Source organism: Streptomyces sp. GbtcB7, assembly GCF_019091445.1.
In the GTDB taxonomy this organism is placed as follows: domain Bacteria; phylum Actinomycetota; class Actinomycetes; order Streptomycetales; family Streptomycetaceae; genus Streptomyces; species Streptomyces mirabilis.
In genome coordinates this window covers 58,446-80,350 of sequence record NZ_JAGXJM010000024.1, presented here as the reverse complement: position 1 = coordinate 80,350, position 21,905 = coordinate 58,446, and the positions used below count along the sequence as shown (strand labels likewise).

The following is a 21,905-nucleotide window of genomic DNA, read 5'->3' as shown; positions in this document are numbered from 1 at the left end:
CGGGCAACCTTTCCATGGTGTGGGCGGACGGAGGGCGGTCGCATCCGATTTAGCCCCGGCTCGTCCCCGAGCGAAGCCACGTCCCTCACGAGGGGGACGGTCCGCCCTCCCGGCGGATATCGGCTCGACAGCCCCGTCACCCGACCGCATCCTCACCTCATGCCCACACCGACCCGGTCGCCGCACATCGACGACGAGAAGTTCCTCGCCCACGTCACCGACCGCCTGGCCGCCCTCCCCGCCGTCCGGGCCGTCGCCCTCGGCGGCTCCCGTGCGCAGGGCACCCACGGTCCCGACAGTGACTGGGACCTGGCGATCTACTACCGGGGCGCCTTCGACCCCGACGACCTGCGGGCCGTCGGCTGGCAGGGCGAGGTCTCGGAGATCGGTGGCTGGGGCGGGGGCGTGTTCAACGGCGGTGCCTGGCTGACCGTCGAAGGCCGTCGTGTCGACGTTCACTACCGCGATCTCGACGTGGTGGAACGGGAGTTGGCGAGGGCGGAGCAGGGGCGGTTTCACGTGGAGCCGCTTCTCTTCCATCTCGCCGGAATCCCCAGCTACCTCCTCGTAGCCGAGCTCGCCGTCAACCGTGTCCTGCGCGGCGACCTGCCCCGAGCCGCCGCCTACCCGGCGAAACTCCGCATCTCCGCCTCCGCTCACTGGCACGGCACCGCCCGCGCCACCCTCGCCTACGCCAAGGCCAACCACGCACCCGCCGGTCGTCTCACGGAGGTCGCGGGAGCGCTGGCGACCGCCGCCCTGCACACCGGTCACGCGGTGCTGGCGGCGCGTGGGGAGTGGGTGACGAACGAGAAGCGGTTGCTGGAGCGGGCCGGGTTGAGAGGGATCGACGAGATCCTGCGCGGTGGGGTGAACGAGCCCGAAGGGCTGGTGCACATGCTCGGGCGGGCGGAGGTGGTCTTGGACGCGGCGGTCACCCGGGCCGAGGAGGTCCTGGACGCCGAGGGCGTCCGGGTGCGGGAATCCGGGGTCGAATAACCCTTCGAAAAGCCCCCGCCGCCACTGCTACCGTCACCGACGTGGCGAAACTCAATCAGATCATCGCAGTGGAGAAGGGCATCAAGTCCAAGTCCCATCAGGACCTGACGGCCGCTCATCACGGGTTGCAGAAGCCCGCATTGCTGGCCGGTATCTCGCGGACCTATCAGCCGAAGGACGAGGAGGGTGAGCAGCTGCCGCCCGAGTCGACGCGGGTGCAGGTGCAGGCCGAGGACGTGTTGCGGGAGACCGCGGGGACGCTCACCCGGCTGTTCGACGTGACCGCCACCAAGGACTGGGCGAACTGCACGGCCCGGGCGGATGTGAAGGTGGACGGGCGGGTCCTCGTCGCCGACGTGCCCGTGTCGTATCTGCTCTTCCTCGAGAAGCAGCTCACCGATCTCAACACCTTCGTGAGGAAGCTGCCCGTTCTCGACGCCTCCGAGTCGTGGGTGCAGGACCCGTCGACGGACGCGTGGAAGACCGAGCCCGTGCGGACGCTGCGTACGAAGAAGGTGCCGCGCAACCACGTCAAGGCCGAGGCCACCGAGAAGCATCCCGCCCAGGTCGAGGTGTACTACGAGGACATTCCCGTCGGGTACTGGACGACCGTGAAGTTCTCCGGCGCCCTGCCCGCGCGGCGTGTGAACGAGCTGCTCGACCGGGTCGAGAAGCTGCAGCAGGCCGTCAAGTTCGCCCGGGAAGAGGCGAACGGCGTGGACGTCGTCGACCAGCGCGTCGGGGACTCCGTGTTCGGCTACCTGTTCGGGTAGCCTCTGAAACTCCCCGGCCACAACGCACCACGGCCGGGGTGCGCGAGGAGCGCAAGCTGAACCTGAAGCTTGTCGTGAATGCACGGTTCCAGTGGAGGTTCGAATCCTCCCCGCGGCACCACACGGCACTCCACGGAGTGCCCACGCGCCGCGGTAGCCCAACTCGGCAGAGGCAGACCGTGATCAATCTCAGACTCTTGCTCCAGACTCAGCATTCGCCGCCGATCGCCGGATCGACCGGGCCCAGGCCCCGGGACGCCGAAATGCTGGTTCAAGTCCAGTCCGCGCAGCTCGATGCGTGGTGGTCCAAAGGCAGGACGCGGCGACATAACGACTGACCTGGGTTCTCAAGCGTGCCGGCGTGTGACATGGGTGGCATCACAAGGGTCCGGGGGCCGGCTACGCCCTCGGACCCGCTCCGTTTCATCCCCGGCTCCATCCTCGGCTCCATCCCCGGCTTCATTCCCGGCCGACCGGCAGTTGCGTTCATAAAGAACGCGGCATCCTCGCGATGCGTCACCTTCCGGAAATACATACGTTCCATTTCCTCCAGCAACGCGATCTACCGTAGGCAGTACACCGCCCGGCCGATGTCGCCCGAAGGCGCCCCCGCCCTCGCCCGACAGGAGTCCCGTGTCCCGCCTCAGTGCCGCCGTACCGCCCTGGCTCGCCCACGCCCTGCGCGCACAGCGCGGCCCCGTGCCCTGGAGCGCGGTCGTGCGGGGCGCTCTGGCCGCCGGACCGCTGCTGCTCGCGGCGGTGCTGAGCGGGCGTACGTCCGTCGGTGTCGTCGCCGCCCTGGGTGCCATGCTCGCCGGGATCAACGACCGGCCGGGCAGCCGTAGGGCCGCGGTCAGGCGGCTCGGCGTGCCGGCGCTCGCGGGAGCCGGTGGGCTGCTCGTGGGGTCGTACGCGGGACAGCACGTCGGCGCGGTGACGCTCACCCTTCTCCTCACCGTGCTCGGGCTGCTCGCGGGAGCGGTCAGTGCCGTCGGGCCCGTCGCGAGCGGAGCGGGTACGCAGCTGCTCGTCGCCGCCGCCATCGGGGCCGGGATGCCGCTGCCCGAGCCCGGCTGGCAGCGTGCGCTCTTCTTCGTCGGCGGGGCCGGCTGGCTGCTCGTGCTGCGGCTCGCGCTGCCCACACCCGGGGCCACCGCCGGCGACTACCGCTTCGACGGCGAGCGAGACGCCGTCGGGGGTGTGTACGACGCCGTCGCCGCGCTGCTCGAAGCGGTCGGGGGGCCGGACGCGCCCGGTCGCCGGGTCGCCCTCACCGCCGCGCTCGACCACGCCCAGGACGCGCTCGGCGGGCCCCGGTTGCGGCGCTACGCCAGTTCCGCGGCCGAGCGGCGGCTGCACGCGCGGTACGCCGCCGCGCTCCCGCTCGCCGAAGCCGCCACCGCGCTCGCCTGGGCGGGCGAGGCGGTGCCCGCAAGGGCCGCCGAAGGGCCACGGCGGCTCGCCGTCGCCGTACGGACCAGCACGCACACCGGGCCGCTGCCCGCGCCCAGCCGCTCGGCACCGGCCCTGCGAGCCCTGGACGACGCGCTCCTGCACGCCGCGGACGCCTTCGACGGGGGTGGCGACGACAACGCGCTGCACACGCGGCGGCGTACCGCCGCGTCCCTCGCCCGCACGGCCCTCGGCTCCGGAGGACGCGAGTACGGACTGCGCGTCGCCCTCGGCTTCGGCGCCGCCGTGGCCGTGGCGCAGGCCCTGCACCATGCCCGCTGGTACGGCAACCACTCCCACTGGTACTGGCTCCCCGCGACCGCCGTCTTCCTGGTCAAGCCCGACCTCGGGCCGCTCGTCTCGCGCGTGATCTGCCGGGCGGCGGGGACCGTGCTCGGCGCCGTCCTCTTCGCCGGGTTCGCGGCGCTGCTGCCGCGCCCCGCCGGGCTGGTCGCCCTGGTGGCGCTGTGCGGCGCCCTGATCCCCGTCGCCACCCGGCACTTCGCGGCACAGACCGCCGTCGTCACCGTCCTCGTACTCTCCCTCGTCATGGTGGGAGGGGAGCCGGGGGCCTCCTGGAGCCGGATCGGCGAAACGCTGCTGGCCTGCGCGATCGTGCTGCTCGTCGGGCATCTGCCGGCGCTCGGACAGCGCGGGGGAGGGGTACGGGCCCGCCTCACCCACGCCGCCGAGGCCGCGCACGTCTACCTCGCCCACGTACTGGACGACGGCACGACCGACGACCGGGCCGGCCGCTGGACCCTGCGCCGCGAGGCCTACCGCGCGCTCGCCGAGGCCCGCGTCTCGATCGACCTCGCCGCCGCCGAACTCCCCGCCCTGGCCCGGCACGCCGAGGGAACGGACGAGGTCGCGGCCACCCTCGAACGCCTCGTCGACACCACGACCGCGTGCGCCGTGCAGCTCGACGACACCGGACGGCTCACCCCCGAGCACACCGAACGCATCACCGCACTCCTCGACGAGCTGGCCGAGGGGCGGGAACGAGCAGGGCTGGTGGTGAGGGAGGGGCAGGCGCTCCCCGTTCCGCTCGCGGGCTGAGCGCCGGGAGCCCGACCCGTCGTACGGTGACGCCATGACGCCGTCCGTCCCGGCCCCGTCCGCCACCACCTCGTCCGCGGCCGGCCCCGCCGACCTCCTCATCACCGGATGCACCGCGCTCGTGCACGACGAGCACGAGGAGATCGCGTTCGTCGAGGACGCCTCGATCGTCGTACGGGGTGGGGTCATCGAGGCGGTCACGCGCGAGGCGCGCCTTCCGGACGCCGCCCTGCGCATCGACGCGCACGGCCAGGTGGCGATGCCCGGCCTGATCAACTGCCATACGCACACCCCGATGGTCGCCCTGCGCGGGATCGCCGAGGACCTGCCCGCCGAAGAGTGGTTCAACGACCTCATCTGGCCCATCGAGTCCAACCTCACGCAGAAGGACGTGGAGTTGGGGGCGAGGCTCGCCTGCGCCGAGATGATCCGCGGGGGCGTCACCTGCTTCGCCGACCACTACTTCTCGATGGACGCGGTCGCCGCCGTGGTGAGCGAGAGCGGGCTGCGCGCGCACCTCGGCGAGGCCTTCTTCTCCTCTCAGGGCGCCGAAGGCCGCGAGAGGTCTCTGGAGTTCGCGCTGCGCCGGCGCGGCGGCGCGGGCGGCCGTATCACCACCGCCCTCGCCCCGCACGCCCCGTACACCGTGGACGACGCCGATCTCGCCGCCACCGCCGCCCTCGCCCGCGAGCACGGCCTTCCCGTGCACCTGCACGCGGCCGAGAGCCGCGGCCAGACCGACACCAGCCTGGCCCGGTACGGCCGGACGCCCATCGAGATCCTCCAGCGCGCCGGGCTTCTCGACAACGAACCCGGTCTGCTCATCGCGCACGGCACCGGCATCGTCGACCGCGACCTGCCGGTGCTGGCGGGCGCGAGCGGACCCGTGGCCGTGGCGACCGCACCCCGCGGCTATCTCAAGTTCGCCTGGGGCCCGACCCCGGTACGGGCCCTGCGCGAGATCGGCGTCCCCGTCGGACTCGCCACGGACGGAGCCGCGTCGAACAACTCCCTGGACGTGTGGGAGTCGATGGCGCTCACCTCGCTCGTGCAGAAATCCACCGAAGGCGACCCACGATGGCTGACGTCCCGTCAAGCCCTGCACCACGCGACACTCCAGAGCGCGCGGGCCGTCGGCCTGGGCGAGCGGATCGGCAGCCTCGCGCCGGGGCGGCGGGCCGACATCGTCCTCGTCGACCTCAGCGGCCCGCACACCCAGCCCGTGCACGATCTCGCCGCCACCCTCGTCCACAGCGCCCGCTCCGGGGACGTGACGACGACGATCGTCGACGGACGTGTCCTGATGCGCGACCGCGAGCTACTGACACTCGATCTGCCCGCCACCGTCGCGGAGTTGGGGGAGCGGTTGCCCGCGCTCGTCGACCGGAGCCACGGGAGGCGGATTCAGGAGTACGACACCTGATCCACGCTGCCTAGGCTGGAGGGCATGGACCCCGCAGAAGGCCTCATCGACCACCCGTACGCCGTCTACGACCGCCTGCGCGACACCGCGCCCGTGCACCGCGTCGCCGGTACCGACGGCAACCCCGCCTGGCTCGTCACCCGGTACGAGGACGTTCGCGAGGCACTCGCGAACCCGCTGCTCTCGGTGGACAAGAAGCACGCGCTGCCCGGTAGTTACCAGGGGCTGTCGCTGCCGCCCGCTCTCGACGCCAACCTCCTGAACATGGAGGCGCCCGATCACACCCGCATCCGGCGCCTGGTGGTCCGCGCCTTCACACCGCGCCGCGTCGAGCAACTGCGCACACCCGTGCGGGAAACCGCCGACCGGCTCCTCGACGCGCTCGGACCGCACGGCAGCGCCGACCTGATCGCCGCGTACGCCGCGCCCCTGCCGATCACCGTCATCTGCGACCTGCTGGGCATCCCGGGGGAGCACCGCCGGGACTTCCGGGCCTGGACCGACGTGCTCGTCGCGCCGGACCCGGCGCGTCCCGGGGCCGCCAAGGAGGCGGTCGTGGCCATGCTCGGGTTCCTCACCCAACTCCTCGCGGACAAACGGAAGAGGCCGGCGGACGACCTGCTCTCCGACCTGATCGCGGTGCGCGACGAGGGCGACCGGCTCACCGAGGACGAGCTGATGTCGCTCGCCTTCCTCATCCTCTTCGCGGGCTACGAGAACACCGTGCAGCTCATCGGCAACGCCATCCTGGGACTGCTCACCCACCCCGACCAGCTGGCCGCCCTGCGTGCGAACCCGGAGCGATTTCCCCACGCGGTCGAGGAGTTCGCGCGCCACGAAGGGCCCGCGCTGCTCGCCATCCGGCGCTTCCCCGTCGAGGACGTGAGGATCGGCGCGGTCACCGTGCCCGCGGGCGAGACCGTCCTGCTGTCCCTGGCCGCGGCCAACCGGGACCCGGCCCGCTTCCCCGACCCCGAGCGCCTCGACCTCGACCGGGACGCCTCCGGTCATCTCGCCCTCGGCCGGGGCATCCACTACTGCGTGGGCGCGCCGCTGGCCCGCCTGGAGACGGAGATCGCCGTCTCCGCGCTCCTGGAACGCCTTCCGGACCTCGCGCTCGACGCCGACCCCGCCGAGCTGCGGTGGCGACCCTCCCTGCGCGCCCGCGGCCTGCTCGCGCTCCCGGTGACGTACTGAATCCAGAAATTCTCCGCTCCGCCGATGAGTTCCGCTCCCGTGCCCGGTCACCACTGCGAAGGCACTGTTTCGTAGGAGGGGCATAGGAGGGGCACATGACGCTTCCACAGATCGTCTCGAGCGAGGAGTGGCGCGCCGCGCGCGAGGAACTGCTGGTCAAGGAGAAGGCGGCGACCCGCGCGCGCGACGCGCTCAACGCGGAGCGGCGCGGGCTGCCGATGGTCGAGATCGACAAGGAGTACGTGTTCGAGGGCGGTGACGGCAAGGCGGACCTGCTCGACCTCTTCGAGGGGCGCCACCAACTCGTCGTCTACCACTTCATGTTCGCGCCGGAGTGGGACGCGGGCTGCCGCAGCTGCTCGGCCTTCCTCGACCAGATCGGCCACCTCGCCCATCTGCGGGCTCGGGATACGGAGTTCGCCGCCGTGTCGCGGGCTCCGTACACGAGGATCCTGCCCTTCAAGGCCCGTATGGGCTGGACGGTGCCCTGGTACTCGTCGTACGACAGCGATTTCAACCACGACTTCCGGGTGTCCGTCGAGGTCGACGACGAGCCCTACGAGCGGCCGGGCGTGAGCTGCTTCCTGCGGGACCGCGACCGGGTCTTCCACACCTACTCGACGTACGAGCGCGGCCTCGACGGGCTCGGCTCGACGACGACCCTGCTGGATCTCACGGCACTCGGCAGGCAGGAGGAGTGGGAGGTGCCCCGGGGACGCGCCTCGGCACTGGGGGCGCCGGCGGGCAGCGAGCGGATCAGGTACCACGACGAGTACGAGGAATGACAGGAAAGTACGAGAAAGGGAAACTCACGAAACGAAACGCGCACAGGCCGAGAGTTCCCTCACAGCAGAGCAGTGAACGAGTGTTGACTATGTCTCAGTACCGTCACTGACCGAGCCCTTCACCCCGCCTTTGGCGTTTAACTCTATGAGTACGCGTCATGAGTACGGCGCTACATGGAGGTGCAGGGTGAACGGGCGAATGGTGCTGGAGCGCTTTCCCGCCGGTGGGCCGCGCGGTTCGTGGCCCGCCGAGGAGTTCGCGCAGGCGTGCCGCCTTCAGGGGCAGGCAGCCGAGGTCGTCATGGACCTCGCCTCGGACGCGTTCCTGGTGATCGTGCGCGCCGGGGAACTCGTCGAGTGAGGCCGGCCGAGGTCAGCCCACTTTCGGAGCGGGCACTTTCGGAGCGGGCGCTTTCGTTGACGCTTTCGTAGGAATCTTCGTCGGCACCTTCGTCGTGAACTGCTCGGCCTGCAAGGAGTACAGCTCGGCGTAGACACCGCCCTTCGCCAGCAGTTCGTCCGGGCTGCCGGACTCCACCAGGCGACCCTGTTCGAGGACATGCACCAGATCGGCGTGGCGGACCGAGGCCAGCCGGTGGGTGATGAGGACGACCGTCTGGCCACTGCCCGCCAGGGCCCTGATCTTGTCGAAGACCTCCAGCTCGGCCCGGGCGTCGAGAGCCGCGGTCGGCTCGTCCACGATCAGGATGCGACCACGGCGGTACGCGGCCCGTGCGATGCCCAGCCGCTGCCACTGCCCGCCCGACAGCTCGTGCCCACCGCTGAACCCGCGGGCGAGCAGCGTGTCCAGGCCGCGGGGCAGGTCGGCGACCACGTCCTCGGCCCCGGCCTCCGCCACCGACGAGGTGACACGCTCGTCCGTCAGCGGCGCCGAGGCGCGGCCGACCGCCACGTTGACGCGGGCCGTGAACGGCCAGCGTTTGAAGTCCTGCGCCACCATCGCGATGCGTTCGGCGAGTTGCTGCCGGTCCGCGGTCGCCGCGTCGACGCCGTCCCACAGGATCCGGCCCCGCTCGGGCGCGTACAGGCCCGCGAGCAGCTTCACCAGGGTCGTCTTGCCCGAGCCGTTCTCACCGACGAGCGCCACGATCTTGCCGAGCGGCAGACGCAGGGTGACATCCGCGAGCGCCGGCCGGGTCGAGGCGCCCGGATAGGTGAACGTGACGTTCTCGAAGCGGATCTCGCTCGGATCGTCGGGGAGCGGCTCGCCGCCCACCGGGATCGCGCGCTCGGCCGCCTCCACGTACAGACGCTGCAGATCGCCCACGAACAGGGCTTCCTCATGGAGGGAGTTGACCTCCAGGACGAGCGTGTCGAGACTCGCGGAGCCGGTACGGATCGCGATCACGGCCGTACCGGCGACGGAGAGTGCCATCGCACCGGCGAGCAGCAGTCCGCCGAGCGTCGCGTACGTCGCCACGGTGGCGATGCCCGTCCAGCCCGCCGCGACCAGGCCGGTGCGGGCGGAGAGACGGGCCAGGCGGGCCTGTTCCGCCTCGGCGGTCTCCGACATCGAGCGGAAGTGACGCAGCAGGAACGGGCCGACGCCGTGCACGCGGATCTCCGGGGCCGCGGCGGGCTCGGTGAGCAGACTGCTGATCAGGTGCCCGGCACGGGCGTGCTGCACCCAGGTGTGGAAGGACTCGTAGCGGCGCCGGGCGATCGTCAGGGAACTCCAGGCGCTCGGCAGGGTCATCGTCACGAGCAGCGGCAGCAGGGCGGGATGCAGCACGGTCAGCACGCCCGCGGCCGCGATGAGCGAGATCATCGCGTTCACCACGCGGGTGGCGATCGCGATCATGCGGCGGGCCGAGGAGGCACCGTACTGCGCGGTGTCCAGCAGCTTGTGGAAGGCGTCGTCCTCGATCGCGGACAGTTCGACGGCCGCCGCCCGCTCCAGGTACAGCTCGGTGGCGACGCGTTCCACCTTGGGTTCCAGGCGCCCGGTGGCATACGTCGAGGCCGCCCGCAGCAGCGCGCCGAGCAGCATGACGGCGGCGACCGTGATCAGCGCGGGGACCGCGCCGTGCAGCCGGTCCCCGACGGAGCCGCTCGTCATCAGCCGGCCCAGCACGATGTTGACGGCCAGCAGGCTCACCGCCTGCGCCGCGCCCCGGGCCAGTTCGGCGGACACCACGATCCGGGCGGCGCGGCGGTCCGCGGTCCAGGCCAGCCGGAAACTGGACGCGAGCAGGGACGGCAGCCGCGTCACCATCGCGCGGAAGTTCAACTCGAGGAACGCGTCGGAGTGCTGCGACCAGCCCATGTCGTAGCGCAGGGGGCCGCCGAAGAGCAGGTGTTCGGACGCGGACGGCGCCGGTTTGTCGTCGTCGCGTTTCTTCTTGCGCGCTTTCCCTGTGGACTTCCCCACCATCGGCCTCCCCGGGAACGGATGAACGGTGCCCTCCCCAGGAACACGGCACTCCACTCGTGGTGATGGCGGAGTACGGGTGGCGACCGGCGCACTTCGGACACACTCGCCAGCCCCCTGACGGGAGGATCACGCGCTGATCGGACGCGACCAGACGGGTGTCGTACCGATGACGCGGCACAGGGCCAGATAGAGGGGGATCGGCGGAGTGTACGGCAGGGTGCCGGCCGGCTTGTGGATGAGGCCGGGGGCGTGCGGGGTGTCCGGTACGACCGCCCCGGCGGCGTAATGGGCGGGCGCGGGCCAGTCCAGGGCCACATCGGACTCGGAGGGCACGAGCCACCACCAGTGCGCCCCGTCGGCGTACACACAGCCCACCCGGGGCAGCCGGGTCATCAGCAGGGGCCCGAACCGTGCGGGCACCGCGACCGCGTCGCAGCCCAGCGGTACCGTCATGCCCTCGGGCAAGGGGAGACGTCGCAACGCCCTGGACACCGTCTGCTCGCGCTTCAGGCGGACCAGCGTGTCCAGGCTCAGGACCTGAGCACCGGGTCCTGTCGCCGACGTACTCCTCACAGCCTTCCCCGATCCCGGCTTCGCCCCATCGGGGGGATCCCCATGGTCCGCTTACCCCAGGAGGATTCCCTCCGCCAGGACGCCTCCGCCCGCCAGGAGGCTTCCGTCACCGGGGATGCCTCCGTTCCCCAGGACCCTTCCCTGGCCGAGGATGCTTCCGTTCCCCAGGACCCTTCCGTCCCGGTGCCCCGGCCGTCGGCCGGTGGCTTCCTCGCGCCCCATCCGAGGTCGGAGCGGGCCGCCGCGGCACCCGCGGCGTCGGTCGCCGGGGAGCGCGGGAGATCCGCCCAGACCAGCAGCCCCGGCGCGGTGTCCTGGGCGCCCCAGGACCGGCACACGGCCGCGACGAGCAGCAGCCCCCTGCCGTGTTCCTCCTCGGGACGCTGCGGCGAGGGGTGCGGCTCATCAGGAGCGCATCCCTCGTCACGTACGGCTATCCGCACCAGGTCGTCCCTGTCGTGCAGCTCGCACACCACACGCGCGCTCGCGCTGTGCACGATGGCGTTGGTGACCAACTCGGAGACGACCAGGACCGCCGTGTCACAGGTGTCGTCGGACACGGCCCAGCCGGAGAGCCGGGCGCGCGTCAGATGCCGGGCCTGAGCCACGGAACCCGGGTGTGCGGCCAGCTCGAAGCGGAACCGGCGCGCGGCGGCGGCGCCGGGGCGCGCCCCTGCGGCGGCACGCAGACCGGAGCGGTCCTCGGCGGCGTCTGTTCCTAAGGGCGCGGACGGAATCACGCTTGCCACTATCTCCCCGCCGTGAACACTTGGCAAGTGTCACTCTGAAAATTGCAGAGTGCCGTGTGACTCTGAGAAGGGCCGTGGCACACTGCTGGCAACAGCACGCCGAGCGGCGCCAGTTGGGATCGTCGAAGAAGACGAAGAGGACCCCGAACGGCGCCGTCCGGTCTGTCAGGACGCAGTACCTGTTCAGAAGCGTTCAGAACGGCGTCCGACCGTTCACCACGGCATCCGACCGTCGGAACGGCGCCTGTTCGGGAATCAGTGGAGGTGGGACGTGAGCGAACCGCGGTCCGCGCCGACGGTCGGCCAGGTCGTCCTCGGCCGACGCCTGTTGGACCTGCGAGAACGCGCGGGTCTCAAGCGTGAGGAGGCGGCGCGCATCCTGCGTGTCGCGCCCGCCACGGTCCGCCGGATGGAGATGGCCGAAGTCGCCCTCAAAATCCCGTACCTCCAGCTCCTGCTGAAGTCGTACGGGGTGTCGGACGAGGAGGCCGAGGCCTTCGTCCAACTGGCCGAGGAGGCCAACCGGCCCGGCTGGTGGCAGCGCTTCCACGACATCCTGCCGGGCTGGTTCTCGATGTACGTCAGCCTGGAGGGCGCGGCCACCCTCATCCGTTCGTACGAACCCCACTTCGTGCCCGGAATCCTGCAGACCGAGGAGTACGCCCGTGGGGTCCTGAAGTCGGGCGCCATCGGCCAGACCAGACCCGAGGACATCGAGCGCCATGTGGCGCTGCGCATGCAACGCCAGAATCTGCTCACTCGAGAAGGCGCACCCCGGATCTGGGCCGTGATGGACGAGACGGCCCTGCGCCGGCCCGTCGGCGGTCCCGAGGTGATGCGCGCCCAGATCGACAAGCTGATCGAGACCACGAAGCTGCCCAACGTGACGCTCCAGGTCGTCCCGTTCTCCACGGGGCCGCACCCCGGCACGTACGGGCCCTTCGTGCTCTTTCGCTTTGCCATGCCGGAACTCCCGGACATGGTCTACAGCGAGTACCTGACCGGCGCCGTCTATCTGGACGAGCGTTCCGAGGTGGCGACCCACCTCGAGGTCATGGACCGCATGGCGGCTCAGGCCGCCACGGCACATCGCACGAAGGAGATCCTCCGGGATTTCCGCAAGGAGTTGTGAATGGACAACATCAAGCAGCGGATACGCAACGAGCGGATCCGCAATGAGCGGATCTACAACGGGATGCCCGCCCGTGAACTGGGCAGCGAGGGCTGGCACAAGCCGTGGAGCGGCGGCAACGGCGGCAACTGCCTGGAGGCGATGAAGCTCGCGGACGGGCGTATCGCCGTCCGCCAGTCGGCGGACCCGGACGGGCCCGCGCTGATCTACACACCCGGCGAGATGACCGCGTTCATCCAAGGCGCCAAGGAAGGCGTGGCCGACTTCCTTCTTTCCTGAACTCCCTTGACATTGGTGCTGAATAAATTGGTGCTGAATTGATTACTTGCAGCGATAGAAGACCGAGACCGAGACCGTAGGACCACGACAACACCGTAGGACCACGACTACAAACGTCGCTTTACCTGGCGGGGCGTCGGCCAAGGGGTGTCCAAGGACCCGGCGGCAGCGCCCCGCACAACGCCTCCAACGCCGCCCCGTACGCATGCTCCGAGGGCGTCGCGTAACCCACCACCAGCCCGTCCGGCGCGGACATCGTCGCCTCCGGATGCCGGAACCCGGCAAGTCCGTCGAGCGCGACACCCTGCCAGGTCGCGGCCTTGACGGCCGACCGCTCGGTCCCGGGCGGCAACCGCAGCACCGCGTGCAGCCCGGCCGCGATCCCCGTCACCTCGATGTGCGGCGCCCGCTCCGCGAGGGCCGCGACGAGCCGGTCACGCCGCCCGCGGTACCGCTGCCGCATCCGGCGGACATGACGGTCGTACGACCCGGAGGCGAGGAAGTCCGCGAGCGTCAGTTGCTCCAGGACGCTCGCCCACGCCTCCCGTTCGCCTTTGACGGCGAGGACGGCGTCGACGTACCGCCGCGGCAGGACCATCCAGCCGAGCCGCAGCGCGGGCGACAGACTCTTGCTCACCGAGCCGATGTGGACGACCCGCTCGGGGTCCAGTCCCTGCACGGCGCCGACGGGCTTGCGGTCGTAGCGGAACTCGCCGTCGTAGTCGTCCTCCAGAATCACGCCGCCACGCGCGCGTGCCCAGTCGACGACGGCAGCCCGCCGCTCCGGGTGCAGCGGGCCACCGGTCGGGAACTGATGCGCCGGCGTGAGCAGGACCGCCCGCTCCCGGCCCAACTCGCCCACCTGGGCGCCGTCCTCGTCCAGCGACAGCGGCACGGTCCGAACCGACGCGGCGGCCAGCAGCTCGCGATGGAAGCCGAGGCCGTACGACTCGACCGCCAGCGGCCCGCGCAACACGCCCGGGAAGAGCAGCCGCAGGGCGTGCGCGAAGCCCGAGCAGATCACGATCCGTCCCGGCTCGGTGCGCACGCCACGCGCGCGTGCCAGGTACTCGGTGAGGGCCTCGCGCAGTTCCACGCGGCCCGCGGGATCGCCGGGCCCGAAGGCCGCGTTGGGCGCCTGCTGGAGCGCCCGCCGGTATGAGGCGAGCCAGGCGGCACGCGGGAACGACGAGGCGTCAGGTGTTCCCTGCCGCAGATCGTGTCGGGGTCCACGCGCGCGTGGAGGTGCCTTTTTCGGTACGCGCTCCGGGGCCCCCAGCGGTTCGGCGCGCTCGGCAACGCGGGTGCCCGACCCCTGCCGGGCGGTCAGCCAGCCCTCGGCGACGAGTTCGGCGTACGCGTCGGCGACCGTGTTGCGGGCCACGCCCAGGTCGGCGGCGAGCGAGCGGTACGGCGGCAGCCGGGTGCCCGGGGCGAGCCTGCCCTCGCGTACGGCCTCGCGCAGGGCCCGGATCAGCGCGGCCCGCCGTCCGCCCGGCCCGGACAGCTCCAGATGGAGGTCGGCGCCGATCCGCTCCGCAGAATTGACCCATGATTCCGCCATGAAAATGCACCCTACAGTCGGTCTTTCCGGTCCGTAGATTCATGGTCATGACGACGAACACGAACACGACGAACACGAACACGAACACGACGAACGCGAGGGACACCATGAACACGACGACCACCGTTCCCGCTCGCCTCGACTTCACGAAGTCCGCCCCGAAGGTCTTCCGTTCCCTCGTCGGCTTCGACGCGGCGGCCCGCGACGGGCTCGACCCGGCCCTCGTCGAACTGATCCAGATCCGCGCCTCCCACCTCAACCACTGCGCGTACTGCCTCCACATGCACACCAACGACGCCCGCAAGGCCGGCGAGAGCGAGGACCGTCTGCACATGGTCCCGGTGTGGCGCGAGGCCCGGCACTTCTTCACCGAGAGGGAGCGCGCGGCCCTCGCGCTCACGGAGGCGGTCACGCGCGTCGCCGACGCGGGTGTGCCCGACGACGTCTACGCGGAGGCAGCCGCCCACTTCGACGACCAGGAACTGGCCCACGTCCTGGCCCTCATCCTCACGATCAACACCTGGAACCGGGTCGCGCTGGCCACGGCGAAGGTGGCGGGCACGGACGAACGCCGCTGACCCGCACCGCAACGCAGACCCGGGGTCTCCCGCACCGACCGACGGGGCCCTACGCGGTCATGGGGCGGTCGTACGGTCCGATCGGCGCCGGCAACTGCGATGTCCCGGCCAGCGCGCGGTCCACGGCGGCCGCCACCGCCCGCCCCTCGGCGATGGCCCACACGATGAGCGACTGCCCGCGGGCCGCGTCCCCGGCGACGTACACCTTGGGCACGTTGGTCGCGAAGTCGGTGTCGCGGGTGATCGTGCCGCGCGCGTCGAGGACCAGGCCGAGCTGGTCGATCAGCCCGTCGTGCCGGTCGGGCCCCGAGAAGCCGAGGGCGAGCAGCACGAGGTCGGCGGGGAGGGTCCGCCCGGAGCCGGGGACCGGGCGGCGCCGCTCGTCGACCTCGACCAGGTGCAGGGAGCGCACATGCCCGTCCGCGTCGCCGGTGAAGTGGAGCGTGGACGCCGCGAAGAGGCGCGCGTCCGCGTCCGCGGCGGGCGCCGTCTCCAGGTCGCGGGCCTCCTCGTGCGCGGCCGAGAGCCGGTAGATCTTCGGGTAGGTCGGCCACGGCTCGACGTCCTCGTCGCGCTCGGACTCCGGCTGCGGATAGATGTCGAGCTGGGTCACGGACGCGGCGCCCTCGCGCACGGCGGTCCCCAGACAGTCGGCGCCCGTGTCACCGCCGCCGACGATGACGACGTGCTTCCCGGCCGCGGACAAGGGCGAGACCTCCAGATCCCCCTCGCACACCCGGTCGGCCAACGGCAGATACTCCATCGCCTGATGGATGCCGGCCAACTCCCGCCCCGGAACGTCGAGTTCGCGCCAGGCCGTGGCACCCACCGCGAGCACGACGGCGTCGTAGCGCGCCCGCAGCTCGGCCGCCCCGAGGTCCCGCCCGATCGCCGTGGACGTCCGGAACTTCGTGCCCTCCGCCCGCATCTGCTCCAGCCGCCGGTCCAGATGCCGCTTCTCCATCTTGAACGCGGGGATCCCGTACCTCAGCAGCCCACCGATCCGGTCGGCCCGCTCGTACACGGCGACGGTGTGCCCGGCCCGGGTCAGCTGCTGCGCCGCGGCGAGCCCGGCGGGCCCCGACCCGATCACCGCGACCGTACGGCCCGAGAGCCGGTCCGGCGGACGCGGTGGCGTGAAACCGTCCGCCCAGGCGCGGTCGGCGATGGCGACCTCGACGTTCTTGATCGTCACCGCGGGCTGGTTGATCGCCAGAACACAGCCCGCCTCGCAGGGCGCGGGGCACAGCCGGCCGGTGAACTCGGGAAAGTTGTTCGTCGCGTGCAACCGGTCGCTCGCCGCCCGCCAGTCCTCGCGCGAGACGAGGTCGTTCCACTCGGGAATCAGATTGCCCAGCGGGCAGGCGTCGTGGCAGAACGGGATGCCGCAGTCCATACAGCGGTCGGCCTGCCTGCTGATGATCGGCAGCAGCGCACCGGGGACGTACACCTCGTTCCAGTCCCGCACCCGTTCCTCGACGGGCCGACGGGGATACTCCTCGCGCGGAGTGGTCATGAATCCCTTGGGATCGGCCATGGCCGTCTCCCTCACGTACGCGTACCGGTACGGGGCCGCGCGACCATCGAACGCCTTCGGCCCACGGCCCTGGGCGGCACTCCTTTCCCGCCACGATACGTCGCCTCCGAGTACCCTGCCGCTCAGCTGCGGGCACCGTTCTCGGGTGCCGCAGGCCTCAGGTGAGGGCCAGCGTGTACGAGACCGCCGCGGCGGCCGACGCGACCGCGCGGATGTGGTTCCACAGCGTCCACTCGCGCACATACGAACGCCAGTACACGGCGGCCTCCGGCGTACCCGGGGCCAGCTTCAGCAACGCGTCGTTGCGCGGGACGTTCGCGACGACCGTCACCCCGAACGTCCCGAACAGATACAACGCGCTGCCCAGCAACAGCTCCACCGTCCCCTCGTCGGGCAGCAGCACGAAGGTGACCACGGCGAGCACGGCACACAGCCCCGCCGACCCGACGAACACGAACATGAACGCCGGGCGCACCGCGGCCACGTTGATCGCGTTCATCGCCGCCACGCCCTGCGCGGGCGGCAACTCGGCGAGCCCCCGCATCACGAACGTCGAGAACCCGCAGAACACCCCGGCCACCAGCCCGCAGCCGAGCACCCCCAGCACGGTCAGCACGAAATACGGTCCATCGATCATGACAACCCCCGCGTAGCTCCCCGAAGCCGAAGTCCAAGATCCTGAGATTCCGAGATCCTGCACGGCACCCACCGTCACCACAAGTGAAATCCCTTACTGTCACAGTGACCATGGCCGAGGGACGCGGAGGCATGCGCGAACGTCCAGAACCGGGTGGCACGTCTTCGCCGGGTGGCGCGCCTTCGCGGGTGGCACGTCTTCGCTGGATGGCACGCCGTCGCCGGGTGCACGCCGTCACGCGCGTGCCGCGAGCTCGTCCCGCCACCCCTCAAGGCGCGCCTCCACCGCGGCCGCGATCCGCCGGCGCGCCTCGTGCCGCGGCACGCCACTCATCAGCAACTGGTCGTACGGAGTGTCCGTGTGACGTACGGCGGCACGGACGGCAGCCGTCACGGCGGCCTCGGACAGCGCGCGGCCCGCGGCGCTGCGCCCCACCCGCCCGCTCCCGCGCACCGAGGCGTGCGCGGCGATCGCGTGCGCCCGGTCGGCGGGACAGCCGGGAAAAAGCCCGCGTATCTCCCGCGCGAACGCCTCCGTGAACCGCAGATCCTCCGCCTCCCGCCGCCGCGCGTCCCGCGCCCGGCGCCGCCGTCGCGCCTCCGCGTCCGCCAGGCACCGTGCCTCGGCCAGGGCGAGCGCCGCCTCCTCGACGAGGACGCCCTGCCGCTCGTACCGGCTCCGCCGCCGGTTGAAGCGCACCACCACCGCCGACAGCGCGCTGCCCTCCCGCGACCGGCGCGTCAGCGCGGTGTCGCCCCGTGGCAGGAACACCAGGTGTCCCAGGTCCGCGCAGTCCAGACAGCGTGGCTCCCCCTCCTCCAGCACCAGCAGCGCAAACGGCCCACTCCGGCACTCGACACAGCGGCGCTTCTTCAGCGGCTGGATGACGAGAAGTCCGCCACGGGGCGGGGGAGTTGCGCTCGGTGCCATAGGTCGTTCATTCCCCTGTCCGGGGCGGCTCCCTACGCGATGCCGCCCCCTTCTCGATGCCGCCTTCTTCTCGACCCCCGCGTCCTCCTCGAGCCCCGCCTTGTTCTCGGCCCGCCCCTTGGTCGACGCGGCCGCCTCCGGCCCGCGGCCCCCTTTCGCGACGCGGCCCCTCCGGCCCACGGCCCCCTCCTCGATGTGCCTCGCTCCTGGCCACGGCCCTCCTCTTCGGCGCGACCCCTCCCGGCCATACCCGCCCGCCTTGACGCGTCCCTCGCCGGTCGCGGCCCACGCCCGGAGCCGCGCGCAGCCTCCGTCCGACCTCGCTGCCCGCCTTCGCCGCTCGCCGCGCCCACGAGAGCGACGCGTGATCGCGGCATCATGGGCCTGTGCGACTCGAAGCGATCACCTGGGAACGGCTCGGCGACCTCCTCGCCGAGCGCCTGCTCGACCTGAAGCCGGACGACGGCAGTCCGTGGCCGCGGATCGCCTTCGACGGAGCCCCCGCCGCCCACCCCGGTGACCTCGCCCACCGCGTCAGTGAGGCGCTGCGTATACGCGGCCGGTCCTCGCTCGTCGTCGGCACGGAGGGCTTCCTGCGCCCCGCGTCACTCCGGCTCGAATACGGTCACGAGGACGCCGAGGCGTACTACAACGGCTGGGTCGACACCGGCGCCCTGTGGCGCGAGGTCTTCGGCCCGCTCGACCCCGGCGGCGACGGCCGCGTCCTGCCCGACCTCTGGGACCCGATCACCGACCGCGCCACCCGCAGCCCCTACGTCCAGCTCCCGCCCGGCGGGGTGCTGTTGCTCCACGGCCCCTTCCTGCTTCGGCACTGGTTCCCGTTCGACCTGAGCGTCCACGTCCTCCTCTCCCCGGGCGCCCTTCGCCGCCGCACTCCGGAACCCGAGCACTGGACCCTGCCCGCCTTCGAGCGCTACGAGACGGAAGTGGACCCGGGCGCCACGGCCGACGTCCTGGTCCGCGCCGACGATCCACGCCACCCCGCCTGGAACGGCTGAGCGGCGGCCACGGAAGCGCATCCCGGACTTCCGGGTGCGCGTGCCTGGGGACACGGCGAGAATGTAGGGCGCCGGGACTAGCGGTGTGTTCCGCGCCGCGCCGGCCGTCCGGCACCGGGAGGTACTTCATGACCACCGCCGGAGACATCATGCACCGTGGTGCCCAGTGGATCCCCGCTCACGAGACCCTGGACCGCGCAGCCCAGCTGATGCGTGAGCTCAACGTGGGCGCGCTGCCCATCAGTGACGAGAACGAACGGCTCTGCGGCATCCTCACCGACCGCGACATCGTCGTCGGTTGTGTCGCCATGGGCCACGACCCGGCCCAGGTCACCGCGGGCGAGATGGCCCAGGGCACCCCGCGCTGGATCGAGTCGGGTGCCGACGTCGGCGAGGTGCTCCAGGAAATGAAGGGGCACCAGATCCGCCGGCTTCCCGTGATCGAGAACAAACGACTCGTCGGCATGATCAGCGAGGCCGACCTGGCCCAGCACCTGACGGACGAACAGCTCGCCGCGTGGGTCGAGAGCGTCTACGCGAGGAGCGCGATGCGCTGACCGCGCGGACTCTCCCGACCGGGAGGGTCGTGAGCGCGCACTCCCGCCCGGCCGGCCGTGCCGGGCGAGGGGCGGCTCACCACTCTCACAGCCAGCCGTTGCGCCGGAACCCCCGGTACAGGACGAGGCAGGCGAGGGTGATCACGCCGATGACTATCGGGTAACCGAACCGCCAGTGCAGTTCCGGCATGTGGTCGAAGTTCATGCCGTAGAGCCCGCAGACCATCGTCGGTACGGCGATGACCGCTGCCCATGCCGTGATCTTCCGCATGTCCTCGTTCTGTGCCACCGTCACCTGCGCGAGGTGTGCCTGCAGGATCGAGTTGAGCAGTTCGTCGAAGGCGGCGATCTGCTCGGTGACCCGCAGCAGATGGTCGGAGACGTCCCGGAAGTACGCCTGTATCTCCGGGGCGATCACCCGTATCGGCCGGGTGGCGAGCTCCTGGACGGGGCGGGCGAGTGGCACCACCGCCCGCTTCAGTTCCAGGAGTTCGCGTTTGAGCTGGTAGATGCGGCCCGCGTCCGCCCGCGCGCCGTTCTCGGCGAACACATCGGCCTCGACCTGGTCGATGTCCTCCTGGACCGAGTCCGTGACATGTACGTAGTCGTCGACCACATGGTCGGCGATCGCGTGCAGCACCGCGGCCGGGCCCTTGGCGAGTTGACGGGTGTCCGCCTCCAGCTCCTCGCGCAGCGGCCCCAGCGACCCGTGCCGTCCGTGCCGCACGGTGATGACGAAGTCGGACCCGACGAAGACCATGATCTCGCCGGTGTTCACCACCTCGCTGGTCGCCGTCAGCTCCTTGTGCTCGACGTAGCAGACCGTTTTGAACACCGCGAAGAGTGTGTCGCCGTACCGCTCCAGCTTCGGCCGTTGATGGGCCTCCACCGCGTCCTCGACGGCCAGTGGGTGCAGGTCGAAGAGGTCGGCTATGCCGGCGAACTCCTGGTCCGTGGGCTCGTGCAGTCCGAGCCAGACGAAACCCTCGTCGCTCTTGCGGATCCGCTCCACGGTCTCGACGAGATCGCGTCCGCCCGGGACCCTGGCGCCGTCCTGATACGCCACGCAGTTCACCACCGCCGTGCCCAGCGGGGACCGGGCGTGGTGACTCAGGTCGACACGGGTACGCCGCCGGGCCAGCCGCGCCACCTTGCGGAGCCCACCGACCTTGCCGAGGCTCGTGACCTTCCGCAGATTCCCTGCCATGGACATCCGGAACTCCTTGCGTGGATCTCCCCGCGCCGCACTTCGCGCCCTGGCGTGCAAGTCTGCCAGTCCCTTTCGCTCGCCGGGAAAGCCTGTGGGAACGGAATGTTCCACTTCGTTTCAGCGGTGCCGGGCGGCATCGGACCAGACCGGCAGGGGTTGCTGTCCGAGCGTCAGAGGCGTGCGGTGCCCGCGGTGACGCACGGGTGGGGAGAACGGGAGCGTCGGCGATTCCGGACAAGCGGGTCAACTGGGATGATCTCTGTATGACGCAAACCGACGGCTATCTCCTCGACAACCGGCAGACCGAGGCGGGGCAGCGCTTCGACGCCTTCGCCACTCTCTTCGACCCCACCACCTTCCGGCACATGGAGCGCTTCGGCATCGGGTCCGGCTGGCGCTGCTGGGAGGTCGGCGCGGGTGGCACGTCCGTGGTGTCCTGGCTCGCCAAGAAGGTCGGCCCGACCGGGCGGGTCGTGGCGACCGACATCGACACGTCGTGGGCGGCCTCCGCGGCCCGCCCGCCGGTCGAGATCCGGGTGCACGACGTGGGCGCCGAGGAACCGCCGGGGGAGGGCTTCGACCTCGTGCACGCACGGCTCGTGCTGGTCCACGTGCCGGACCGGGAGCGGGCGTTGCGGTCGATGGTCAAGGCACTGCGGCCGGGCGGGCGGCTTCTCATCGAGGACGCCGACCCCGCGCTGCAACCGCTGCTCTGCCCCGATGAGCACGGCCCCGAGCAACAGCTCGCGAACCGGCTGAGGCACGGTTTCCGCAAGCTGCTCGCCGAGCGCGGCGCCGACCTTTCCTACGGCCGCAAACTCCCTCGCTTGCTGCGGGAAGCGGGACTGCGCGAGGTGGAGGCCGACGCGTACTTCCCCGTCACCTCAACCGCCTGCGCGGACCTCGAGTCCGCGACGGCCCGTCAGATTCGCGACCAGCTCGTCACCGCGGGAATCGCCACCGACGAGGACATCGACCGTCACCTGGCCAACGTGGCCTCCGGCTCGATGGACCTGGCGACCGCGCCGATGATCTCGGCCTGGGGACGCAAGTAGCG

The 21,905-nt window shown here is 71.2% G+C and carries 21 protein-coding genes; 13 read left to right on the top strand and 8 right to left on the bottom strand.

Annotated elements, in window-relative coordinates; all coding sequences use genetic code 11:
• Positions 1-159: 159 nt before the first annotated feature.
• The 7 genes from KVT44_RS33900 to KVT44_RS33870 all read left to right on the top strand — a co-directional run bounded on the left by KVT44_RS33900 (position 160) and on the right by KVT44_RS33870 (position 8,049).
• The gene (locus KVT44_RS33900; RefSeq protein WP_217571130.1) at positions 160-999 is read left to right on the top strand and encodes a nucleotidyltransferase domain-containing protein; all 840 of its coding nucleotides are present in this window, start codon (positions 160-162) and stop codon (positions 997-999) included.
• 41 nt (positions 1,000-1,040) lie between these two features.
• Positions 1,041-1,772 (top strand): hypothetical protein, encoded by a 732-nt coding sequence (locus KVT44_RS33895; protein ID WP_054235966.1) that lies wholly within the window; start codon positions 1,041-1,043, stop codon positions 1,770-1,772.
• 633 nt (positions 1,773-2,405) lie between these two features.
• The gene (locus tag KVT44_RS33890) at positions 2,406-4,283 is read left to right on the top strand and encodes an FUSC family protein (protein ID WP_217571128.1); all 1,878 of its coding nucleotides are present in this window, start codon (positions 2,406-2,408) and stop codon (positions 4,281-4,283) included.
• Positions 4,284-4,317: 34 nt separating this feature from the next.
• The gene (locus tag KVT44_RS33885) at positions 4,318-5,706 is read left to right on the top strand and encodes an amidohydrolase (RefSeq protein WP_217571126.1); all 1,389 of its coding nucleotides are present in this window, start codon (positions 4,318-4,320) and stop codon (positions 5,704-5,706) included.
• A 24-nt stretch (positions 5,707-5,730) separates the two neighbouring features.
• Positions 5,731-6,903: a cytochrome P450 gene (locus tag KVT44_RS33880; RefSeq protein WP_217571124.1), complete on the top strand. Its 1,173-nt coding sequence runs from the start codon at positions 5,731-5,733 to the stop codon at positions 6,901-6,903.
• 95 nt (positions 6,904-6,998) lie between these two features.
• Positions 6,999-7,688, top strand: a complete 690-nt coding sequence (locus tag KVT44_RS33875; protein ID WP_217571122.1) for a DUF899 domain-containing protein — start codon at positions 6,999-7,001, stop codon at positions 7,686-7,688.
• 187 nt (positions 7,689-7,875) lie between these two features.
• Positions 7,876-8,049 (top strand): hypothetical protein, encoded by a 174-nt coding sequence (locus KVT44_RS33870; protein ID WP_095855250.1) that lies wholly within the window; start codon positions 7,876-7,878, stop codon positions 8,047-8,049.
• A 12-nt stretch (positions 8,050-8,061) separates the two neighbouring features.
• Here the strand turns inward: KVT44_RS33870 and KVT44_RS33865 are convergent, their stop codons facing one another.
• The 3 genes from KVT44_RS33865 to KVT44_RS33855 all read right to left on the bottom strand — a co-directional run bounded on the left by KVT44_RS33865 (position 8,062) and on the right by KVT44_RS33855 (position 11,405).
• Positions 8,062-9,975: an ABC transporter ATP-binding protein gene (locus KVT44_RS33865; protein WP_229889005.1), complete on the bottom strand. Its 1,914-nt coding sequence runs from the start codon at positions 9,973-9,975 to the stop codon at positions 8,062-8,064.
• 234 nt (positions 9,976-10,209) lie between these two features.
• On the bottom strand, positions 10,210-10,656 hold the full coding sequence (locus tag KVT44_RS33860) for a hypothetical protein (RefSeq protein WP_217571120.1): 447 nt from the start codon (positions 10,654-10,656) through the stop codon (positions 10,210-10,212).
• Positions 10,653-11,405 (bottom strand): ATP-binding protein, encoded by a 753-nt coding sequence (locus KVT44_RS33855; protein ID WP_190170256.1) that lies wholly within the window; start codon positions 11,403-11,405, stop codon positions 10,653-10,655. The genes KVT44_RS33860 and KVT44_RS33855 overlap by 4 nt, the downstream gene beginning before the upstream one ends.
• Before the next feature lie 271 nt (positions 11,406-11,676).
• On the opposite strand from KVT44_RS33855, the gene KVT44_RS33850 reads away from it, so the two are divergent.
• Both KVT44_RS33850 and KVT44_RS33845 read left to right on the top strand, forming a co-directional pair.
• Positions 11,677-12,537, top strand: a complete 861-nt coding sequence (locus KVT44_RS33850; protein ID WP_075026282.1) for a helix-turn-helix transcriptional regulator — start codon at positions 11,677-11,679, stop codon at positions 12,535-12,537.
• Entirely contained in the window at positions 12,538-12,816 is a 279-nt protein-coding gene (locus tag KVT44_RS33845; protein WP_190170257.1) for a DUF397 domain-containing protein, read from the top strand.
• A gap of 121 nt (positions 12,817-12,937) precedes the next feature.
• On the opposite strand, the gene KVT44_RS33840 is transcribed toward KVT44_RS33845, so the two are convergent.
• Positions 12,938-14,380: a PLP-dependent aminotransferase family protein gene (locus tag KVT44_RS33840; protein WP_190170258.1), complete on the bottom strand. Its 1,443-nt coding sequence runs from the start codon at positions 14,378-14,380 to the stop codon at positions 12,938-12,940.
• Between the two features lie 41 nt (positions 14,381-14,421).
• On the opposite strand from KVT44_RS33840, the gene KVT44_RS33835 reads away from it, so the two are divergent.
• Positions 14,422-14,958 (top strand): carboxymuconolactone decarboxylase family protein, encoded by a 537-nt coding sequence (locus KVT44_RS33835; RefSeq protein ID WP_217571118.1) that lies wholly within the window; start codon positions 14,422-14,424, stop codon positions 14,956-14,958.
• Positions 14,959-15,007: 49 nt separating this feature from the next.
• On the opposite strand, the gene KVT44_RS33830 is transcribed toward KVT44_RS33835, so the two are convergent.
• From KVT44_RS33830 to KVT44_RS33820, 3 genes are all read right to left on the bottom strand, one after another.
• The gene (locus tag KVT44_RS33830; RefSeq protein WP_054235955.1) at positions 15,008-16,495 is read right to left on the bottom strand and encodes a glutamate synthase subunit beta; all 1,488 of its coding nucleotides are present in this window, start codon (positions 16,493-16,495) and stop codon (positions 15,008-15,010) included.
• 157 nt (positions 16,496-16,652) lie between these two features.
• Complete coding sequence (locus KVT44_RS33825) at positions 16,653-17,132, bottom strand: DUF1772 domain-containing protein (protein WP_190170260.1); 480 nt, start codon at positions 17,130-17,132, stop codon at positions 16,653-16,655.
• A gap of 234 nt (positions 17,133-17,366) precedes the next feature.
• On the bottom strand, positions 17,367-18,062 hold the full coding sequence (locus KVT44_RS33820; protein ID WP_217571116.1) for a DUF2293 domain-containing protein: 696 nt from the start codon (positions 18,060-18,062) through the stop codon (positions 17,367-17,369).
• A 386-nt stretch (positions 18,063-18,448) separates the two neighbouring features.
• Between KVT44_RS33820 and KVT44_RS33815 the strand changes: the two genes are divergently transcribed.
• Complete coding sequence (locus tag KVT44_RS33815) at positions 18,449-19,081, top strand: uridine kinase (RefSeq protein WP_217571114.1); 633 nt, start codon at positions 18,449-18,451, stop codon at positions 19,079-19,081.
• Between the two features lie 128 nt (positions 19,082-19,209).
• Positions 19,210-19,638: a CBS domain-containing protein gene (locus KVT44_RS33810; protein ID WP_054235951.1), complete on the top strand. Its 429-nt coding sequence runs from the start codon at positions 19,210-19,212 to the stop codon at positions 19,636-19,638.
• A gap of 85 nt (positions 19,639-19,723) precedes the next feature.
• Here the strand turns inward: KVT44_RS33810 and corA are convergent, their stop codons facing one another.
• A complete protein-coding gene (gene corA / locus KVT44_RS33805) occupies positions 19,724-20,851 on the bottom strand; it encodes a magnesium/cobalt transporter CorA (RefSeq protein ID WP_054235950.1) in 1,128 nt (375 codons plus the stop codon).
• 260 nt (positions 20,852-21,111) lie between these two features.
• Here corA and KVT44_RS33800 point away from each other — a divergent pair, with 260 nt between their 5' ends.
• Positions 21,112-21,903, top strand: a complete 792-nt coding sequence (locus KVT44_RS33800) for a methyltransferase domain-containing protein (protein WP_217571112.1) — start codon at positions 21,112-21,114, stop codon at positions 21,901-21,903.
• The last annotated feature ends 2 nt before the right edge of the window (positions 21,904-21,905 follow it).